Origin of the sequence: Paramicrobacterium salitolerans (assembly GCF_051513965.1) — a bacterium.
In the GTDB taxonomy this organism is placed as follows: Bacteria; Actinomycetota; Actinomycetes; order Actinomycetales; family Microbacteriaceae; genus Paramicrobacterium.
In genome coordinates, this window is the sequence record NZ_CP195847.1 from 1,430,995 (window position 1) to 1,451,132 (window position 20,138).

Annotated in this window: 15 protein-coding genes; 7 read left to right on the top strand and 8 right to left on the bottom strand. The window is 62.2% G+C overall.

Features of this window, described 5'->3' with window-relative positions; genetic code table 11:
- The first annotated feature begins 23 nt into the window (after positions 1–23).
- The 4 genes from ACSAGD_RS06840 to ACSAGD_RS06855 all read left to right on the top strand — a co-directional run bounded on the left by ACSAGD_RS06840 (position 24) and on the right by ACSAGD_RS06855 (position 5,192).
- Positions 24–593 carry a DUF3000 domain-containing protein gene (locus ACSAGD_RS06840; protein ID WP_437585135.1) on the top strand — a complete coding sequence of 190 codons (570 nt, stop codon included), beginning with the start codon at positions 24–26 and terminating at the stop codon, positions 591–593.
- Entirely contained in the window at positions 586–1,785 is a 1,200-nt protein-coding gene (locus ACSAGD_RS06845; protein ID WP_437584959.1) for an HRDC domain-containing protein, read from the top strand. The genes ACSAGD_RS06840 and ACSAGD_RS06845 overlap by 8 nt, the downstream gene beginning before the upstream one ends.
- Positions 1,786–1,926: 141 nt before the next feature.
- Positions 1,927–3,054 carry a thiolase family protein gene (locus ACSAGD_RS06850; RefSeq protein WP_437585136.1) on the top strand — a complete coding sequence of 376 codons (1,128 nt, stop codon included), beginning with the start codon at positions 1,927–1,929 and terminating at the stop codon, positions 3,052–3,054.
- 44 nt (positions 3,055–3,098) lie between these two features.
- Positions 3,099–5,192 (top strand): 3-hydroxyacyl-CoA dehydrogenase NAD-binding domain-containing protein, encoded by a 2,094-nt coding sequence (locus tag ACSAGD_RS06855; RefSeq protein ID WP_437585137.1) that lies wholly within the window; start codon positions 3,099–3,101, stop codon positions 5,190–5,192.
- 63 nt (positions 5,193–5,255) lie between these two features.
- Here the strand turns inward: ACSAGD_RS06855 and dxs are convergent, their stop codons facing one another.
- From dxs to dut, 5 genes are all read right to left on the bottom strand, one after another.
- Entirely contained in the window at positions 5,256–7,205 is a 1,950-nt protein-coding gene (gene dxs, locus ACSAGD_RS06860; protein WP_437584960.1) for a 1-deoxy-D-xylulose-5-phosphate synthase, read from the bottom strand.
- A 107-nt stretch (positions 7,206–7,312) separates the two neighbouring features.
- Positions 7,313–10,126, bottom strand: a complete 2,814-nt coding sequence (acnA, locus tag ACSAGD_RS06865) for an aconitate hydratase AcnA (protein WP_437584961.1) — start codon at positions 10,124–10,126, stop codon at positions 7,313–7,315.
- Positions 10,127–10,267: 141 nt separating this feature from the next.
- The gene (locus ACSAGD_RS06870; RefSeq protein WP_437584962.1) at positions 10,268–10,987 is read right to left on the bottom strand and encodes a DUF3159 domain-containing protein; all 720 of its coding nucleotides are present in this window, start codon (positions 10,985–10,987) and stop codon (positions 10,268–10,270) included.
- Positions 10,988–11,668, bottom strand: a complete 681-nt coding sequence (locus ACSAGD_RS06875; protein WP_437584964.1) for a DUF3710 domain-containing protein — start codon at positions 11,666–11,668, stop codon at positions 10,988–10,990.
- Between the two features lie 4 nt (positions 11,669–11,672).
- Complete coding sequence (dut, locus tag ACSAGD_RS06880; protein ID WP_437584965.1) at positions 11,673–12,128, bottom strand: dUTP diphosphatase; 456 nt, start codon at positions 12,126–12,128, stop codon at positions 11,673–11,675.
- A gap of 39 nt (positions 12,129–12,167) precedes the next feature.
- On the opposite strand from dut, the gene ACSAGD_RS06885 reads away from it, so the two are divergent.
- Positions 12,168–12,632 (top strand): DUF3093 domain-containing protein, encoded by a 465-nt coding sequence (locus ACSAGD_RS06885; RefSeq protein WP_437584966.1) that lies wholly within the window; start codon positions 12,168–12,170, stop codon positions 12,630–12,632.
- On the opposite strand, the gene ACSAGD_RS06890 is transcribed toward ACSAGD_RS06885, so the two are convergent.
- Positions 12,633–12,926 carry a DUF4193 domain-containing protein gene (locus ACSAGD_RS06890; protein ID WP_437584967.1) on the bottom strand — a complete coding sequence of 98 codons (294 nt, stop codon included), beginning with the start codon at positions 12,924–12,926 and terminating at the stop codon, positions 12,633–12,635.
- Between the two features lie 201 nt (positions 12,927–13,127).
- On the opposite strand from ACSAGD_RS06890, the gene sepH reads away from it, so the two are divergent.
- Positions 13,128–14,183: a septation protein SepH gene (sepH, locus tag ACSAGD_RS06895; protein ID WP_437584968.1), complete on the top strand. Its 1,056-nt coding sequence runs from the start codon at positions 13,128–13,130 to the stop codon at positions 14,181–14,183.
- On the opposite strand, the gene ACSAGD_RS06900 is transcribed toward sepH, so the two are convergent.
- Entirely contained in the window at positions 14,180–15,259 is a 1,080-nt protein-coding gene (locus ACSAGD_RS06900) for an alkaline phosphatase family protein (RefSeq protein ID WP_437584969.1), read from the bottom strand. The two genes, sepH and ACSAGD_RS06900, sit on opposite strands and share 4 nt — an antisense overlap.
- 119 nt (positions 15,260–15,378) lie before the next feature.
- On the opposite strand from ACSAGD_RS06900, the gene ACSAGD_RS06905 reads away from it, so the two are divergent.
- Positions 15,379–17,841, top strand: a complete 2,463-nt coding sequence (locus ACSAGD_RS06905) for a DNA gyrase/topoisomerase IV subunit A (protein ID WP_437584970.1) — start codon at positions 15,379–15,381, stop codon at positions 17,839–17,841.
- A 66-nt stretch (positions 17,842–17,907) separates the two neighbouring features.
- On the opposite strand, the gene ACSAGD_RS06910 is transcribed toward ACSAGD_RS06905, so the two are convergent.
- On the bottom strand, positions 17,908–20,004 hold the full coding sequence (locus ACSAGD_RS06910; RefSeq protein ID WP_437584971.1) for a DNA gyrase/topoisomerase IV subunit B: 2,097 nt from the start codon (positions 20,002–20,004) through the stop codon (positions 17,908–17,910).
- Between the last annotated feature and the right edge of the window lie 134 nt (positions 20,005–20,138).

The following is a 20,138-nucleotide window of genomic DNA, read 5'->3' on the forward strand; positions in this document are numbered from 1 at the left end:
GCGACCAACCGGAGAACACAACGATGCCCGAGGAATTCTCGGCTGCTATCGCGGCCGTTCGCGCCGCAAAGCTCCGCGACGAACTCGTCGTGGAAGAAATTCCGGCGCCCGCGAAGCTCGCTCCGCACGCTCTCGCTCTCGCGGCGAATGTTCATCCAAACGCGCACGGCTCAGATTCCGAGCTGGGGACAGGACGTTTCATCGTCCTGTATGATCCGAGTGAACCGTCATCATGGGGCGGACCATTCCGCATTGTCTGCTTTGCGCAGGCACCGCTTGAGACAGAGATCGGCCTCGATCCGTTCCTGACAGACGTCGCGTGGTCGTGGCTCGTGGATGCTCTGAACGCCCGGGGGGCGAGCTATACCGCCGCATCGGGGACCGCGACGCGGATCCTGTCGACAGGGTTCGGAGAGTTGGCCGACCAGGGCGACGGTGCACAGATCGAATTACGTGCGTCGTGGTCTCCGCTCGAGTCGACGATGGCGGCGCACGTGGAAGGATGGGCCGAGCTGCTGTGCATGCTCGCGGGCCTGCCTCCCACGACAGAAGGAGTAACTTTGCTTTCCGCTCACAGGACGGCTCGTGACTGAGCGTCACGTCATCGACACTCGAACCGAATACTCGAGATCGCTCGACGCGATCGCCGCGGGCACGGGACCCGTCGCGATCGACACCGAACGCGCCTCCGGGTACCGCTATTCGCAGAAGGCTTACCTCATCCAGGTGTTCCGACGCGATGCTGGAGTGTTCCTCTTCGACGCCCCGCAGCTCGGTCGGTTCGACGATCTGAATACCCTGCTCCATAGTGAGGAATGGGTCCTGCACGCAGCGAGCCAGGATCTCCCCTGTCTTCGCGACGTGGGTATCCTTCCGCAGCGGCTGTTCGACACCGAGCTCGCCGCACGGCTTTTGGGGATGCCTCGCGTCGGTCTGGGCGCCGTCGTCGAAGAGACTCTGGGCGTTCACCTCGCAAAGGAACACTCCGCCGCCGATTGGTCCACGCGTCCGCTCCCGGCATCCTGGCTCGAGTATGCGGCACTGGACGTGGAATTGCTGGTTGACGTTCGCGACGACCTCGAACAGCGGCTCGTGGAGCAGCGTAAGACGCGAATAGCTCGCGAGGAGTTCGAGGCGGAGCTTCATGCGGAGCCAACTCCGCCGCGCTCCGACCCGTGGCGTAAGCTCAGCGGCATCCACTCAGTCAGAGGCCTTCGACCGCTCGCGGTGGCTCGCGAGCTTTGGCTGGCCCGCGATGAATACGCCCGCGAGACCGATGTCGCGCCAGGGCGCCTCGTCCCCGACAGGTCCCTAGTCGCTGTTGTTAAAGCGCTTCCCAAATCCAAGGAAGCACTCGCCGGGCTCAAAGAGTTCACCGGCAGGGCGAGCCGGACCGAGCTCGATCGCTGGTGGGCCGCAGTCGAGCGGGGGCTGACCACTGACAACATGCCAGAACCGCGTGTATCTAAGGGCGATCACATACCGCCACCGCGCGCGTGGGCGGACAAAGACCCTGAAGCTGATGCTCGCCTCAAGCAGGCGAAGCTTGTCGTCGCGCGCATCGCGGAGGCCCTCGACATGCCCGTCGAGAACCTTCTGAAGCCTGCGTATCTTCGCAAGGTCGCGTGGAACGCTCCTGATGCCCCCAGTCGCGAGAGTGTGGCACACGTGCTCGCGGAGTGCGGTGCTCGCCCATGGCAGATTGAGGCAACCGCACAGTCGATTGCGGAAGCTTTTGTGGAGGCCGCCCAAAACGGAGCTCCGGACGCAGAAAGCAAATCGTAGAAACAAGCAAAGGATTCCCTTGCGCCCGTGTGCACTCCTAGGCTCGAAACGAACCCCTAAGGAGGCACAGTGACGATCAACGCTGACGTCTATTTCATCGACGGCGTCCGCACCCCGTTCGGACGAGCGGGCGAGAAGGGCATGTACTGGCAGACCCGTGCGGATGATCTCGTCGTAAAGGCCATGATCGGTCTTCTGGAGCGCAACCAGAACGTTCCCAAGGACCGCATCGACGATGTCGCAATCGCAGCGACGACGCAGGAAGGCGACCAGGGACTGACCCTTGGTCGTACGTCGGCGCTTTTGGCAGGCCTGCCCCAGTCGGTGCCCGGCTATGCGATCGACCGCATGTGCGCAGGTGCGATGACGGCGGTGACGACCGTCGCGGGTGGTGTGTCCTTCGGCGCGTATGACGTGGCCATCGCGGGCGGCGTCGAGCACATGGGACGGCATCCCCTGGGAATCGGCGCTGACCCCAACCCGCGCTTCCTTGCTGAGAAGCTTGTCAGCCCCGATGCTCTTGACATGGGCAAGACCGCGGAGCGCATCCACGACCGGTTCCCCCACCTCACAAAGGAGCGTGCGGACCGGTTCGGCATGCTCAGCCAGCAGAAGGTGGCCGCCGCGTACGAGGCAGGCAAACTGCAGCCGGACCTGATCTCCGTGGCTACTCGCAGCGCAGACGGCTGGGGTTTGGCGACACGTGATGAAGGAATGCGTCCGGAGACCACGATGGAGGGACTCGCCGGCCTGCGTACTCCGTTCAGGCCGCACGGACGAGTCACGGCTGGAACATCCTCTCCTCTCACAGACGGTGCCACGGTCAGCATGATCGCCGGTGCAGACGCAGTGAAGGAGTTCGGCCTCACACCAAAGATGCGCATGGTCAGTTTCGCGTTTGCGGGCGTCGAACCCGAGATCATGGGGCTCGGCCCCGTTCCCTCTACGGAGAAAGCACTCCGCAAGGCGGGTCTCTCGATCGACGACATCGGACTGTTCGAGCTCAACGAGGCATTCGCGATCCAGGTGCTTTCGTTCCTCGATCACTTCGGCATCGCGGATGACGACCCTCGTGTGAACCCGTGGGGCGGTGCGATTGCGGTCGGACATCCGCTTGCGGCATCGGGAGTGCGACTCATGATTCAGCTTGCGGCACAGTTCGCAGAGCACCCCGAAGTCCGTTATGGAATCACCGCGATGTGTGTGGGCCTCGGACAGGGCGGAACGGTTATCTGGGAGAACCCCTCGTGGAATGGACGGCGCAAGTGACTGAGACGAACTACTCGAATATCGACTTCACTCCCCTGGTCGAGATGTCGCAGGACGAGGTCGTCACGCACAGCTTTGTGCGTGACGTGCCGCTTCCCAGCGGCAAGACGCTTGCCCTCATCACTCTCGACAATGGCAAAGACCACACACGTCCGAACACATTCGGGCCGATCGGTCTGACCGAACTGGACGGCGTTCTCGAACAGCAGCGCTCGCGGGGAGCATCCGGTGAAATCCACGGGGTCGCCATCACAGGCAAACCGTTCATCCTCGCGGCTGGAGCCGACCTATCGAAGGTGAACGACATCCCGAACCGCGACGTCGCTGCACTACTGCCGAAGCTCGGACACCACGTCTTTGGGAAGCTCGAGGATCTCGGCGTTCCGACATTCGTCTTCATCAACGGGCTCGCTCTGGGCGGTGGACTCGAAATCGGCCTCAACGCCAACTATCGAACGATCGATGCCTCGGCGCAGGGCATCGCTCTCCCCGAGGTCTTCCTCGGGCTGATCCCGGGCTGGGGTGGGTCGTATCTGCTGCCGAACCTGATCGGCATCGAGAACGCGCTCACGGTCATGATCGAGAATCCGCTCAAGATGAATCGGATGCTGAAGGCCGCGCAAGCGTACGAACTCGGCATCGCCGACGCGATGTTCCCTGCTGCCGCTTTCCTTGAGGATTCAGTGGCGTGGGCGTCGAAGGTGATCGAGGGATCTGTCGCCCCGAAGCGCAAGAACACTCCAGGCAAGATCGAGCGAACCGTCAAATGGGATGCTGCTCTCGCCATCGCCCGTAAGACGCTTGAATCGAAGATCGGCACGGTGCCTGTCGCGCCTTACAAGGCCCTCGAGCTGCTGAAGGCGGCGAAATCGGGGTCGAAGGCCGAATGCTTCGCACTCGAGGATGCCGCTCTCGCGGAGCTCATCGCGGGTGAGCAGTTCCGTGCCTCTGTGTACGCGTTCAACCTCGTGCAGAAACGAGCGAAGCGCCCCGCCGGCGCGCCAGACAAGAGTCTCGCACGACGTGTCACGAAGGTCGGAGTGATCGGGGCAGGCCTGATGGCGACCCAATTCGCGCTGCTCTTCGTGCGGCGACTTCGGGTTCCTGTCATCATCACGGACCTCGATCAGGAGCGCGTTGACCGCGGTGTTGAGACGATCCACTCGGAGATCGATAAACTCGCTGCGAAGGGGCGGATCTCGTCTGACGAGCAGAACCGTCTGAAGGCACTCGTACACGGTACGACTGACAAGGCAGACTTCGCCGACTGCGATTGGGTGATCGAGGCGGTCTTCGAAGAGCTTGCGGTCAAACAGAACGTCTTCGCAGACATTGAGCAGCACATCTCTGAAGACGCTGTTCTTGCGACCAACACCTCGTCACTTTCGGTCGAGCAGATCGGTGAACGCCTCGCCCATCCGGAGCGCCTCGTCGGGTTCCACTTCTTCAATCCTGTCGCGGTGATGCCTCTCATCGAGGTCGTGCGGACACCGCAGACGACCGATGAAGTTCTGGCAACAGCCATGGCGACGGCGAAGAATCTCCGTAAGAACGCGGTCATCACGAAGGACACCCCCGGTTTCGTCGTGAACCGTGTGCTCGCCAAGCTTCTGGGTGAGGCCATGCGCGCCGTGGACAGCGGAACCTCTTTCGCGGATGTCGACGAGGCCCTCGCCCCGCTTGGTCTCCCGATGGCCCCGTCGGAGCTGCTCGACCTCGTTGGCCTGCAGGTCGGGGCTCACGTCCTCGACACGCACCACCGTGCGTTCCCCGAACGTTTCTACAACTCGGAGAACCTGCACAAGCTTGCCGAGTACGGACGGCTCTTTGAAAAGGACTCTAAGGGCAAGATCAAGGGATTCGACAAGAAGGCGCTCAAGATCGTCTCGGGTGGCACATCACCGCTGGACAAGGCGGAGATCCTGCGTCGTGTGCAGGACGGTCTTGCGGACGAGATCCACAGGATGCTCGAAGACGGTGTCGTTCACGGCGCCGAGGACATCGACCTGTGCCTGATTCTCGGCGCGGGTTACCCCTTCCAGATGGGCGGAGTCACTCCGTACCTGGATCGAGTCGGCGCAAGCGAGCGTGTCTTCTCTGACACGTTCCACCACCCGCCGATGGTCGCCCTCGACTGATTCGAGACAAACGAGAACGCGTGGTGGCCGGTCCGGATGGGGCGGCCACCACGCGTTTGACGTTCAGGAGTGCTCGTGAGGTTCGTGCTCCGTGAGCCTCTCAACACTCTGCGTGAGTGGGCGTGCGATGGGAACTCGGCTTCCGACGACCTGGGCAACGACATCGCGTGCTATTTGCTGACCGGTCAGGCCAGCATCCTCGAAGATCTCGCTTCGGGACGCATGATCGATGAACTCGTCCGGAAGCCCCAACTCATCGACTGCCGTGTCGACGCCGGCTCTGCGGAGAACCTGGCGGATGCGCGTTCCGACCCCGCCCACGCGTATGCCATCTTCCAGGCTGATGACCAGCCGATGTTCCGCCGCAAGCGTCACGATGCTCTCCGGCACAGGGACGACCCATCTCGGATCGACGACGGTCGCTCCGATTCCCTGTGCGTCGAGCCGCTGTGCGACATCGAGGGCAAGCGTGCACATCGCCCCGACGGCCACAATGAGCACGTCGGGACGGGCGCTGGAGCGGAGAACGTCGACTCCATCTTCTGTGCGTCGCTCGGCTGGAAGTTCGGCGCCGACTGCTCCCTTGGGGAAGCGCACCACGGTGGGCGCGTCACTGACTGAGATAGCTTCAGCAAGCTCCTCACGGAGACGTGCAGCATCACGTGGAGCGGCGATGCGGATCTGCGGGACGGCCTGGAGAATAGCCAGATCCCAGATCCCGTGGTGAGATGGACCGTCGGGGCCAGTCACACCCGAACGGTCGAGCACGAACGTGACACCGGCGCGATGGAGGGCGACGTCCATGAGCACCTGGTCGAACGCCCGATTCATGAACGTCGCGTACAAGGCGACAACAGGGTGGAGACCACCAAATGCGAGGCCGGCCGCGCTCGTGACCGCGTGCTGCTCGGCGATGCCCACGTCATGAACCCTGTTTGGGAAGCGTTCTGCGAACGGCTGAAGTCCGGTCGGCCTGAGCATCGCGGCGGTGACTGCGACGACCGAGGGATCCTGCTCCCCCAGCTCGACCAAACTCGCCGCGAATACACTCGTCCAGGTCGGGCGTGTATCGACCGCTGTGGGTGTTCCGGTGTCTGGATCGATCTGTCCCACGGCGTGGAACTGGTCGGCCTCGTCCTCACGGGCAGGGGCGTATCCACGGCCCTTCTCGGTGATCGCGTGAACGATCACCGGAGCACCGAAGTCTCTCGCCTGTTCGAGTGCCTCTCTCATCGCGCTGACGTCATGTCCATCGATCGGACCGATGTACTTGATATCGAGGTTCGAGTAGAGCGCCGCATTGTTCGAGAAGCGACTGAGAAAACCATGGACTCCGCCTCGGACACCCCGGAATACGGCCCTACCCGGTCTCCCGAGGCGGTCGAATGCTGCCTGACTCGACCGATGGAGCGAGCGATAGGCGCGCGCGGTGCGGATGCTGTTGAGATAGCGGGCCATCCCGCCGATCGTCGGAGCATACGAGCGGCCGTTGTCATTTACGACAATGACGAGGCGCCGCGTGTTGTCGTCCGAGATATTGTTGAGCGCTTCCCAGGTCATTCCACCGGTCAGAGCTCCGTCGCCGACGACGGCGACCACGTGTCGATCATGCTGGCCGGTCATCTCGAATCCGCGGGAGATACCATCAGCCCAACTGAGAGAGCTCGAGGCGTGTGAGCTCTCCACGATGTCATGCTCCGACTCGCGTCGCTGAGGGTATCCGGCGAGTCCGCCTCTCTGACGGAGGCTGCTGAAGTCCTGGCGACCCGTGATCAGTTTGTGGACATAGGACTGATGGCCAGTGTCGAAGATTATGGCGTCGCGTGGCGAGTCGAACGTTCTGTGGAGCGCCAGGGTGAGTTCCACCACGCCGAGGTTCGGGCCAAGATGCCCGCCGGTCTGAGACACTTCTGCGATGAGAAACCGACGGATCTCCTCCGCGAGCTCGTCGAGCTGCGTCTCAGTGAGCGAATCGAGGTCACGGGGACCGGAGATCGACTCTAGAAGCGTCATAGACGTGTTCTCCTCGCAGGGGACGGATGCCGTAGGCCCAACTCTACGCCGCTGCCCCTGAGCCTCTCACACAGAGCGCTCAGGGGCAGCGGCGTAGTCGGTGGCTGTTAGGCCGCGAGACTGCGGAGAACGTACTGCAGGATTCCTCCGTTGCGGTAGTAATCGGCCTCGCCGGGTGTATCGATGCGCACGGTAGCGTCGAACTCCACCGTCTGTTTGCCCTCAGGAGAGTTGTCCGTCGGCGTTGCGATCACGTGAACAGTCGACGGGGTCGAGCCCTCGTTGAGGGCCTCGATACCGCTGATCGAGAAGGATTCCGTGCCGTCCAGTCCCAGCGATTCGGTGCTCTCGCCCTCGGGGAACTGCAGCGGAATGACGCCCATGCCGATCAGGTTCGAACGGTGGATGCGCTCGAAACTCTCGGCGATCACAGCGCCGACGCCGAGAAGGCTCGTGCCCTTGGCCGCCCAGTCTCGGCTGGAGCCGGAGCCGTACTCCTTGCCGGCGAGGATCACCAGTGGCGTCCCCTGCGCCTGATAGTTCTGAGAAGCGTCGTAGATCGTCGATTGCGGGCCATCGGGCTGGGTGAAGTCGCGAGTGAAACCGCCCTCGACATCGTCCAGCAGCTGGTTGCGCAGTCGAATGTTCGCGAAGGTCCCACGGATCATCACCTCGTGATTGCCTCGGCGTGATCCGTACGAGTTGAAGTCTCGACGCGCGATGCCGTGCTCGGTCAGGTAACGTCCCGCAGGACTGTCAGCCTTGATCGATCCAGCCGGGCTGATGTGGTCCGTCGTGACGGAGTCCCCCAGCTTCGCCAGCACCCGCGCATTGGAAATGTCGCTGACCGGAGTGGTCTCAAGCGTCATGCCCTCGAAGTACGGAGGCTTGCGAACGTACGTCGACTCGGCATCCCATTCGAACGTGGAGCCCGTCGGCGTCGGAAGCGACCGCCAGCGCTCGTCTCCGTCGAAGACGCCGCTGTACTGGTGCGAGAACATGTCGCTCGAGATCGACTCGTCGATCGTCTTCTGGATCTCCTCCGGCTGCGGCCAGATGTCCTTGAGGAACACATCGTTGCCATCTGCGTCCTGGCCGAGAGGGTCTGACTCGAAATCGAAGTTCATCGAACCAGCCAGTGCGTATGCGATCACGAGCGGCGGGCTCGCAAGGTAGTTCATCTTCACATCGGGGTTGATGCGGCCTTCGAAGTTGCGGTTACCGGAGAGGACCGCAGTCACTGCGAGGTCGCTGTCGTTGACCGCCTGCGAGATGTCGTCGTCGAGCGGTCCCGAGTTTCCGATGCAGGTCGTGCAGCCATAGCCGACCGTGTAGAAGCCGAGAGCTTCGAGATCGTCAGTCAGACCGGCCTTCGCGTAGTAGTCGGTGACGACCTTTGAACCGGGAGCAAGAGTCGTCTTGACCCACGGCTTGGCCTTCAGCCCCTTGTTCGCCGCGTTGCGGGCGAGAAGGCCCGCGGCAAGCATGACTGACGGGTTCGACGTGTTGGTGCAGGACGTAATCGCCGCGATGGCAACCGCACCGTGGTCGATCGTGAACGAATCGTCTCCCTCGCGGACGACCTCAGTGGGCTTCGAGGCCGTGCGAGGAGCGTGGCTTCGGTGACTGTGGCTGTGCGAGAAGTGCTCGTCTTCGGGCGTGTTTCCTGGCGGGTCGGACGCTGGAAAAGACTCAGAGACTTCGAGATCCACGAGATCGTGCTCAACGGTCGCGTAGTTGTGAAGGTCTGACTCGAACTGGTTCTTCGCCTGCGTGAGCAGGATGCGGTCCTGTGGCCGCTTGGGACCGGCGATGGAGGGGACGACCGTCGACAGATCGAGCTCCAGGTACTCGCTGTACTGCGGCTCGCGACTCGGGTCGTGCCAGAGTCCCTGCTCCTTGGAGTAGGCCTCGACAAGTGCGATCTGCTCGTCGCTGCGGCCGGTGAGACGAAGGTAGTCGAGTGTGACATCGTCGATCGGGAAGATCGCTGCGGTCGAGCCGAACTCTGGGCTCATGTTGCCGATTGTCGCGCGGTTCGCGAGCGGAACCGCTGCGACACCGGAGCCGTAGAACTCGACGAACTTTCCGACCACACCGTGCTGACGCAGCATCTCCGTGATCGTGAGGACGACGTCCGTAGCGGTGACGCCGGCGGGAATGTCGCCGGTGAGCTTGAAGCCGACGACCTTCGGGATCAGCATGGACACAGGCTGGCCGAGCATGGCAGCCTCAGCCTCGATGCCGCCGACGCCCCAGCCGAGGACGCCGAGTCCGTTCACCATGGTGGTGTGGGAGTCGGTTCCGACGAGCGTGTCAGGGTAGGCCTGGAGAGCGCCGTCTACAGCGCGGGTGTACGTCACGCGAGCGAGGTACTCGATGTTCACCTGGTGAACGATGCCAGTGCCAGGGGGCACGACCTTGAAGTCTTCGAACGCCGTCTGGCCCCAGCGCAGGAACTGATAACGCTCACCATTGCGCTGGTACTCGATCTCCACGTTGCGCTCGAGGGCCTCCTCGGAGCCGAAGACATCGGCGATGACGGAGTGGTCGATCACGAGTTCAGCCGGTGACAGCGGGTTGATCTTGTTCGGGTCTCCCCCGAGCTCGACAAATGCTTCGCGCATGGTCGCGAGGTCTACGATGCACGGCACGCCGGTAAAATCCTGCATAACCACGCGGGCCGGCGTGAACTGAATCTCAGTGCTGGGCTCAGCCTTCGGATCCCAGGAACTGAGGGCGTCGATGTGCGCCTTGGTGATGTTCGCTCCGTCTTCGGTACGGAGTAGGTTCTCGAGGAGGATCTTCAGGCTGAAAGGCAGCTTCTCGTAGCCGTTGACGGCATCGAGGCGAAAGATCTCGTAGTCGGTGTCACCGACCTTCAGGGTGCTCTTAGCTCCAAAGCTATTTACCGTGGACACGTTGCCTCTCCTTCGTTGGCGCTTGCTCTAGGCGCCCAGTCGCACTCAATTCTGGCCCTCAACGCCGCGGACAGCTAGCAAGGTGGACCTAATAGTGCGATCACGCTCTCGCCAATTTATCTTGATGTCGAGATAACTCTATCAGGAGACGTCGGCCGAGCCCGAATCGCCACGCCTCCGGCGGAGAGCCGACACCACAAGCCAGGTGACGATCAGAAGCGGTGCGTAGAGAGGGATGCCCATGAGAAGACGCAGAGTGCCGAGGGCCTCGACGTTGCCTGCCGCATACAGAGGGAGCTGGACAGCGAGTCGAGCGGCGAACATCCCTGCCCAGAGCAGAGTGAGTCCAGCGTAGATGCGGCGAAGCGGTCGCTCCCGACGCCAGCCCATGCCTTCTCCGGTGAGGAGGGCGACAAAAAGACCGATGAACGGCCATCGCACGAGAACTGATCCCAGCAGCGCGACAAGGTAGGCGCCGTTCGTCCAGAATCCGAGCAGATAGTAATCTTCGGGTTTGTCGTTGATCAACGCGAGGGCGGCCGATAGCGCGATCCCGATGAGGCCCGTCACCGCCTGCATCAGCGTCTGGCGCTGGATCATGCGCACGACAGTGAATATCACTCCGATGGCACCGGCCGCGGCGATCGAGAGAAGAAGATCCTGGCTCAGGGTGAAGACCACCAGGAACAGCAGTCCCGGCAGGACAGCTTCGAGAATACCCCGGACGCCGCCCATCGCCCCGAGCAGAGCATTCGCACTCAGTGATTCTTGGTCGCTGAGGTTTCGCAACGGCGAGGATGCGGCGGCCTTTCGGACGCTGTCTGCGAGCGACGGTTGATCGTCGTTCGGGGAATCGCTCATCTAGCTGCTCTGTCCCGGCTGCTCCGGCATCTTGAGCGGAATGAGGTCACGGGGAGGCATCGCTTGGCCGCCCCGAACGACCACAAGGCTCCGGAACAGATCATCGACCTTCTCGCTGGCTTCTCCAGATCTCGAGCCTGCTCCCGCGACCACACCGCGAAGGAACCATCGTGGCCCATCGACGCCGATGAAGCGGGCATCGCGAGTCTTAGCTCCGTTTTCCTGAGCGGCGACGGGAACCTGAGCGAGCAGCTCAGGGCCGAACGGGCCCTCAATCTCTTCGACGCTGCCGCCCTGCTTACTAATCTGCTCGCGGATCTGCTCACGTGTTTCGTGCCACAGACCGCGGCTTCGCGGAGCGGCGAAAGGCTGAACCTGGAGCGTAGAGTCGGCGTAGTCGAGTCCTACTGCAACGATTCTCTTCGATGACTCCTCGACTTCGAGGCGAAGATTCAGGCCCTCACGAGGAAGTACCTTGACGCCGCCGAGGTCGATGTAGGGGCGAACGGGGTTCGCCTCCGACTCGTCGAACGGACCGTTCTCCTCGCGATCCGACGGAGAGGACTTCGCTGTCGGATCTTCGTCCGTCTCGGTCTCAAGCTCGTCCTCGTTGGTCTCCTCGACCTCGTCGACGATGTCATCTGTCGTGCGCTTCTTCTTCGAGTTCTTCTTAAGAATCATGATGTCAGTGAGCTCCTCGTCGTAGTGCGTCGTATCCCGTCGAACCGAAGCCGCCTTCGCCCCGGGACGACTCTGGCAGAGTGTCCACTGGCACGAATCGTGCCTGGGTGACCGGCATGATGATGAGTTGAGCGATCCGATCGCCGACGTTCACCCGGTACGTGTCACTTCTGTCGGTGTTGAGGAGGATGATCTTAATCTCCCCTCGGTACCCGGCATCGATCGTCCCAGGACTGTTCACAATCGTGATTCCGTGCTTGGCGGCGAGCCCGCTTCGCGGAACCGCGAAAGCAGCATAGCCCTCAGGCAGAGCGATCGAGACGCCTGTGCCGACCAGAGCGCGCTCGCCCGGGCCGAGAGTGACCGATTCGGCGGCCGTCAGGTCAGCGCCGGCATCCGTCGGATGTGCGTAGCTCGGAGTCTGGGGCGCGATAATAGGGATGTCTGCGCTTTCAGTCACACGACGAGAGTAGTCCAGAAACCTGAGTTATGAGGGACATTGACGACATATCACGAACGTTTGTGGCCTGCCCTGTGGATCCCTTGGGCGCTGCTTCTTGTCATTCCCGCGTCGCTGCTTGTGCTCGAACCGGTCTCCTGGCTCGCCGGTGCCGTGACCGGGATCGTGCTCTACCTGGGGAGCGTCGGTCTGTGGATCGCGTCTTCGCAGCCAATCGACGTTTTCGACGGTGAACTCCGCGCTGGTCGCGCCCGGATCTCGCTGGCCTTTCTCGGAGAAGCCGAGGCGATCGAAGGACACGACGCTTTTCTCGCCAGAGGGCAGAATCTGAATTCACGCGCGTGGCTGCTCATCCGGGGTGGGGTTGCCGATGTGGTTCGCGTCCCTGTGCTGGACCCAGACGATCCGACTCCGTATTGGCTCCTGTCCACTCGACAGGCAAAGAAATTGGCCGCCGCGATCAATTCGTCGCGACGGCCAGTATCGGGGCATCCTGCTGAGTGATCAGGAAGCGCACTCCACACAGATCGGGCCCAGCTTTTCCTGGTGATCAAGCTGTGAGCGGTGCTTCACGATGAAGCAGCTCACGCACGTGAATTCATCTGCCTGGGGAGGCAGAACCACGACATCGAGATCGACGTCTGAGAGATCGGCACCCGGCAGGTCGTAACCACCGGGGTTGTCGGCGTCATCGACGTCAACGGTCCCCGACATCTTGTCAGGTACACGCTCTTTGAGAGCCTCGATGGAATCGGAGTCTTCCTCGGACTTTCGGGGAGCGTCGTAATCCGTTGCCATTCTTTTCCACTTCTCGCTTTCATGGCCAAACAAAATCGGCGGCCACAGTCTGCACTATCGAATCCCAAAGAGCAAACCGGTTTCCGCTCGATGAATTTGTGTTGTAGACGTAACTCGCGGCACGCCCGAGTTATTCCCGGGAAATCAAGGAAGTACATGTGACGATAGCGGTATCAAGAAGAGCCGGAAAGGCGTTTGCTCATGCAAGATCTGAAGGTTATCGGAGTCGAGGACGGCGCCCTCGTCGCTGCGACGGAGCACGGCGAGCGTTTTCGAATTGTCATCAACGAGGTCCTGCTCTCTCACCTGAAGCCTCCGCGTGAGACGCAGACCGAGGAACGTCGGCTGAGCCCGCGAGACGTTCAGGCGCACATTCGTGCTGGTATGTCTGCCGAAGAGGTCGCCGACCTGACGGGTGCGAGCATCGAGTATGTGAAGCGCTTCGAGGGGCCTGTGCTCGCGGAACGCGAACACATCGTGGGTGCCGCGCTGAGCGTTCCAGTACTCGCAGCTGTTGACCTCCCCGCGGGAGAGGAACCCACTTTCGGAGCTGCGATCGCCGCTCGCTTGGAAGGACTCTCGGCCTCCGGTGAACGTTGGACGAGCTGGAAGGAGCCGGGCGGCGGATGGATCGTGAAGCTGTCATTCACGGCGGCCACGATTGACCACGACGCGCGCTGGAGCTATGACCCGAAGAAGCACACTCTTTCGCCCGTCAATCGTGAGGCAGTGACGCTCTCGAAGCAGGGAGACCTTCCCGGAGGCATGGTGCCTCGTCTGCGTGCGGTGGAAGATGATGCCCCTGTACCTGTGCCGACGCACGATGACTCGCGCTTCGACAGCGGAGCGTTCGAGTTCGCTGAGCCTGACGACGCTGACAGCAAGGAGACCATCGCACTGCTCGAGCCGGCCGCGCTCTCGCCCCGGCATCCGTCCGCGGCGTCGCGAGCGGCAGTTAATCGCGGAGCGTCCACCTCGGAGAACGCGCCGTCGAATCAGACGGCCGATCTCCTTGAGGCGCTGAGAAAGCGGCGCGGACAGCGCGAGGCTACCCCCGAGCCCGAACCGGAGCGCGAGCCGGACAAATCGGTATCGGGTAGCACTCCGCTGGATTTCAGCAGCATGACCTCGGACGAGGAGAAGTCCCAAGGCGAATCAGGCGCTCGGCGAAGTGCCAGCCGCAGCAAGCGCGGGCGCGCATCGATGCCGTCGTGGGATGAGATCGTCTTCGGTGCTCGATCGGATTCCGACGACTAGGCCCAGGCTCCGACGGGGATGAAAGGCACGAGCATCTCCTCATCGGTCAACGAACCATGCTGGCCGATCATCCGGCGCGATTGGGCGCTGGCGGGAGTGCTGTCGTAGTACGTCACGCGTTTTCGGGCTGCGATGAGGACGTCCCCGATGCGTTGGCTCACATCAGCATCCACCTCCCCGAACCATCCGGCGCTCACTGCTTCCTCCTTGGTCGCAACCCAGGCTCGCTCCGATTCAACGGCGCGCCACCGTTCGGCGACCGCATCGACAGATTCTCCGGGTTCCACATAGAGCTGACGGAAGCGGGGCTCCCCGCCGACGTGCCGTACTCCGTTCAGAAGGCTCGGCTCCTGGTCGTAGAGGATCTGCGCCTCCCCGCTGATATCAAGAATCCCGTGGTCCGCTGAGACGACCACTCCCGTCCGCGGCGGCGCCTCCTCGTGGAGCCGCGCGAGTTCAGCGTCCACGTCTTCGAGAGCGGTCACCCAGCGATCGCTCTGCCAGCCGTGTTTGTGAGCGAGCTTGTCGAGCTCGGGAATGTAGAGATACACGAACGTCGGTTCCGGCTGTCGGCTGAGCCGTATCGCGGCATCCACTCGCTCTGAGATGGAATCGGCGGGAACATACTGCGACCCGCGGAGAACCGCTTGGGTGAAGCCTGAACCAGCGAATTTGCTTGGTCCAACCGCAAATGGACGGATGCTGAGCCGCGATGCGTCCTCGAAGACCGTCGCGCACCTCTGCCACGTGTCCGCATTTTCCAGGGAGTCCCACCCCCGTAGCTGATTGACGAGACGATCTCTGCCAGGGTCGAGCACCTCGTACCCGACAAGACCATGGTGCCCGGGCAATGCGCCGGTCATTGCTGTGGTGAGAGCCGCTGCGGTGGTCGAGGGAACGGGGGCGATCAGCGGGCGCCGGCGGTGAGCGGCGAGAAACCGCGCATGTCCTGCGCGCTCCCCCAAGTTCGACGCGCCCAGGCCGTCCACGATGACAGCGATGACGTGAAGGACGGGCTGAAGCCCCAGAGAACCCGTCGACCCACTCAGCGCGTCGAGGCAATTCGGCGCGAGCACGGCAAGGCTCCGAGTCTGAGGCCGCGCCGTCGGTAACATTGAGGACATCGTGGCCAGTCTTCCACACTCGTGAAGATCGGCCTCCCCCTACAGCACCAGAGAGATTTCGAAGAAACCGAATGGCCCGCTCGAAAGAACCCGCACCGCCCGAACAGATCGCAGAGCGCATCGAAGACGTCGATGTTTCCTCGGAGATGCAAGGCTCGTTCCTCGAATACGCATATTCGGTCATCTACTCTCGTGCTCTCCCCGATGCGCGTGATGGCCTCAAGCCTGTGCAGCGTCGCATCATCTATCAGATGGCGGAGATGGGCCTGCGCCCAGACAAAGGTCATGTCAAGTCGGCGCGTGTTGTCGGCGAAGTGATGGGAAAGCTGCATCCGCACGGCGATTCAGCGATCTACGATGCGCTTGTGCGACTTGCACAGCCTTGGACGATGCGACTCCCGCTCGTAGACGGTCATGGCAATTTCGGTTCCCTGGACGATGGGCCCGCAGCGCCGCGCTATACCGAAGCTCGACTTCACGCCGCCGCGCTGGCACTCGCGGAGAACCTCGACGAGGACGTCGTCGACTTCGTCCCCAACTACGACAACCAATTCCTCCAGCCGGCTGTTCTCCCCGCGGCTTTTCCCAACCTTCTCGTCAATGGTGCCAGTGGCATCGCAGTCGGCATGGCCACGAATATGGCGCCGCACAACCTCATCGAGGTCGTCGGGGCGGCGCGGCACCTGATCGACAATCCGGATGCCACCCTCGAGGAGCTGATGGACTTCATCCCGGGACCCGATCTTCCGTCGGGGGGAACCATCGTCGGGCTCGACGGCATCAAGGACGCGTACGCGACCGGACGCGGTGCGTTCAAGACACGAGCACGCGTCAGCATCGAGAGCATCACCGCTCGTAAGACCGGCCTTGTCGTCACCGAGCTTCCCTATCTCGTCGGCCCGGAGAAGGTCATCGAGAAGATCAAGGACGGCGTTCAGTCGAAGAAGCTCAGCGGCATCTCCGACGTCACGGACCTCACAGATCGTGCCAACGGGCTGCGCTTGGTTATCGGCCTGAAGACCGGCTTCAGCCCGGAAGCGGTGCTCGAACAGCTCTATCGATACACGCCTCTGGAAAGCTCGTTCAGCATCAACAACGTCGCACTCGTCGAGGGCGGTCCCCGAACGATGGGCCTCAAGGAGCTCCTCGAGGTCTACGTCAATCACCGCATCGTCGTTGTGACACGACGCTCACGCCACCGCCTACAGAAGCGCAAGGACCGCCTTCACCTCGTCGAGGGATTGCTCATCGCGATTCTCGACATCGACGAGGTGATCGAGGTTATCCGCAGCAGCGATGACAGCGAACAGGCCAAGACGCGCCTCATGGAGGTTTTTGATCTCAGCCAGCTCCAGGCCGAGTACATCCTCGAGCTCCGCCTGCGTCGACTTACGAAGTTCTCTCGTATCGAGCTCGAGACGGAGCGCGACGACCTGCTGAAAGAGATCGCGTACCTTGAGGAGCTTCTTGGCTCAGATGCGCTGCTGCGCGCTCAGGTTTCTGCGGAGCTCGATGACGCAGCAGAGAAGTTCGGCACACCGAGAAGAACCCTGCTCACTGAGGCGAAGCCCAGCATCGCGAAGGCGGGCGGGAAAGCCAAGAAAGGCGCCCCGGTCCTTGAGATTCAGGACACCCCGTGCCGCGTGTACATCAGCGCCACTGGCCGCGCGGTCCGCGTCGACCTGTCAGATGACAGCGAGATTGCACACCCCAACCGTCGAAGCAAGCACGACGCGATCCTCGTTTCTCTCGATACAACGACCCGCAGCGCGTTGGCCGCGGTGACGAATAGGGGACGTTTGGTCCGCTTCACACCGGTGGATCTGCCATCAGTGCCTGCCTCAAGCGTGCAGATGCGAGCCGGAGTGAAGATCTCCGATTATCTGGCCTTGACCGACCGATCTGAGCGGGTTCTGACGATCTTCCACCTTGACGAGGCGCGCACACTCGCGCTCGGAACAGCACGCGGGGTAGTGAAGCGTCTTCAGATGGGATCATGGCCCAACAAACCAGACTTCGAGGTGATCACGTTGAAAGACGGTGACTCGGTTGTCGGCGCGGCTCTGGCCACCGACGAGGACCAGCTCGTCTTCATCTCATCTGACACCAGTCTGCTCACCTACTCTGCAGCCGCAGTGCGGCCTCAAGGCCGAACTGCCTCCGGCGTCGCGGGCATCAAACTGGCTGCCGACGCGTCGGCGATCTTCTTCGGTGTCGGCCACGATCGTGATGGACGAGCAGTGGTTGCGACGGTGGCGACGAGCTCGGCGACTCTCACCGGCACAGATCCTGGATCCGCCAAGGTCTCGTTCCTCGACGACTTCCCCGCCAAGGGACGCGCAACAGGCGGTGTTCGAGCTCAGCGTCTGCTGAAGGGAGAAGACGCGCTCTCCCTGGCATGGGTCGGACCAGCGCCTGTCTTCGCAGTCGCTGCCGACGGAACCCCACGCGTGCTTCCCCAGGCTGGCGCGAAGAGGGATGCCTCCGGCGAGGCGCTCGACGGTGCCGTCGCCGCACTCGGCCACCGCATCTGAGAAGGTATCAGTCGGTTCGACACGGCACAGATCTCGCACCGACTCGGTTGCACATGAGTAGCCGCGTCAGGCGTCGATACGCTCCTGGCTGAGTGCATCGGAGTTATCGATGATGAACTCCTTGCGCGGCGGGACATCTGACCCCATGAGCAGTTCGAAGATCTGCCCTGCAGCCTCGGCATCCTCCACGCGTACCCGTCGGAGCGTCCGATGACGTCGATCCATCGTCGTCTCGGCGAGCTGATCGGCATCCATCTCGCCGAGACCCTTATACCGCTGAATCGGTTCCTTGTAGCGCTTCCTCCCTCGTTCGAGAGCGGTCAGCACTCCTTGGAGCTCCTGCTCGGAGTACGTGTAAATAACATCGTTCGGCTTGGAGCCCGAGTTGATCTGGACGATACGGTGCAGCGGTGGTACTGCCGCATAGACACGTCCGGCTTCGATCATCGGTCTCATGTATCGGAAGAACAGAGTGAGCAGAAGCATTCGAATGTGCGCGCCGTCCACGTCAGCATCGCTCATGAGGATGACCTTGCCGTAGCGCGCGGTATCCAAGTCGAATGAACGCCCGGAGCCTGCCCCGAGAACCTGAATGATCGCCGCGCACTCCGCGTTCGAAAGCATGTCGCTGACCGATGCCTTCTGCACGTTGAGGATCTTGCCCCGAATGGGAAGAAGCGCCTGATAACTGCTGTCGCGCGCAAGCTTCGCAGTGCCCAAGGCAGAATCGCCCTCGACGATGAACAGCTCGCTCTGCGAGACGTCGCTCGACCGACAGTCGACCAGCTTGGCCGGCAGCGTCGAGTTCTCCAGCGCGTTCTTCCGTCGCTGGGTCTCCTTGTGCGCACGAGCGGACACACGAGACTTCATCTCCGCGACGACTTTGTCGAGGAGAAGAGCGCACTGCGTCTTGTCATCGCGCTTCGTCGACGAGAAGCGCTCGGAGAGAGCATCCCCGATGACCTTCGAGACGATCGTCCGCGCCGCCGGAGTGCCGAGGACTTCCTTCGTCTGACCCTCGAACTGCGGCTCCGGAAGCCGAACATTGAGGACAGCGGTGAGTCCGGCGAGAACGTCGTCCTTCTCAACCTTGTTGTTTCCGGGCTTCAGCCGTCGCGAGTTCTTCTCGATCTCCTTGCGGAAGAACTTGAGGAGGCCCTGCTCGAAACCGGTCTGGTGCGTTCCGCCTTTCGGGGTTGCGATGATGTTGACGAATGAACGTACAGTGGCGTCGTACCCGGTACCCCAGCGCAGCGCGAGATCGACTTCACACGTGCGCTCCATCTCCGTCGACTTCATCGCGCCATCGGCCTGGAGCGTGGGGACGGTCTCGGTGAACGTGCCGGTCCCGGTAATCCGCCACACATCGGTCACGTGGGTGTCCGGGGCGAGGTATTCGACAAACTCGGAGATTCCGCCGTCGTACCTGTACTCGGTCTGGGTGACGTCCGCGGGAGAGGCATCCTCGGCTCTCTTGTCGTCGATGCGAATGGTCAGACCGGGAACGAGGAACGCGGTCTGTCTTGCGCGAGATTCGAGATCATCAACGTTGAAAGTGGCAGCCTTCTCAAAGATCTGGCGGTCAGCCCAGTATCGGATGCGGGAGCCGGAGACGCCCTTCTTGACCTTTCCAACGACTCGGAGTTCGCTCTGCTTTTTGAACGGGGTGAACGGTGCATCAGGACTCGGCTCGTTGTTTCCGTCATCGAAGACTCCGGGCTCCCCTCGCCTGAAGGACATCGCCCAGGTCTTGCCATCACGGTCCACCTCGACGTCGAGCCGCTCTGAGAGCGCATTGACCACCGAGGCGCCGACCCCGTGCAGACCGCCTGAGGAAGCGTACGAACCGGTTCCGAACTTGCCTCCGGCATGGAGCTTCGTGAAGACGACCTCGACGCCGGACAGCCCCGTCTTCGGTTCGACATCAACGGGGATGCCGCGTGCATGGTCTACCACCTCGACGCTGTCGTCCGGTCGCAAGACGATCTCGATGTGATCGCCGTATCCGGCAAGCGCCTCGTCCACCGAGTTGTCGATGATCTCCCACAGGCAGTGCATGAGACCCCGTGAGCCGTTCGAACCGATGTACATGCCGGGGCGCTTGCGCACAGCCTCCAGCCCCTCGAGGACCGAGAGATGACGCGCGGAATAGTCAGAACTCACAAGTCCAACATTAGTTGGGCCAGCTGACACTCCAGGACATCGACACTCGAACTCGCGACGGTGGGCGCGAAGCTACGCGCTGAGCGAACTCGCCGCGCGCTCGGAAGGTATTCAGCCGGCCCGTGGTTACATTG

Coding starts and splice junctions, on each gene's coding strand:
- sepH (WP_437584968.1), top strand. CDS start 13,128: ATGCAAGATCTGAAGGTTATCGGAGTCGAGGACGGCGCCCTCGTCGCT.
- ACSAGD_RS06890 (WP_437584967.1), bottom strand. CDS start 12,926: ATGGCAACGGATTACGACGCTCCCCGAAAGTCCGAGGAAGACTCCGAT.
- ACSAGD_RS06850 (WP_437585136.1), top strand. CDS start 1,927: ATGTACTGGCAGACCCGTGCGGATGATCTCGTCGTAAAGGCCATGATC.
- dxs (WP_437584960.1), bottom strand. CDS start 7,205: ATGACGCTTCTAGAGTCGATCTCCGGTCCCCGTGACCTCGATTCGCTC.
- ACSAGD_RS06855 (WP_437585137.1), top strand. CDS start 3,099: ATGTCGCAGGACGAGGTCGTCACGCACAGCTTTGTGCGTGACGTGCCG.
- ACSAGD_RS06875 (WP_437584964.1), bottom strand. CDS start 11,668: ATGATTCTTAAGAAGAACTCGAAGAAGAAGCGCACGACAGATGACATC.
- ACSAGD_RS06905 (WP_437584970.1), top strand. CDS start 15,379: ATGGCCCGCTCGAAAGAACCCGCACCGCCCGAACAGATCGCAGAGCGC.
- ACSAGD_RS06870 (WP_437584962.1), bottom strand. CDS start 10,987: ATGAGCGATTCCCCGAACGACGATCAACCGTCGCTCGCAGACAGCGTC.
- ACSAGD_RS06840 (WP_437585135.1), top strand. CDS start 24: ATGCCCGAGGAATTCTCGGCTGCTATCGCGGCCGTTCGCGCCGCAAAG.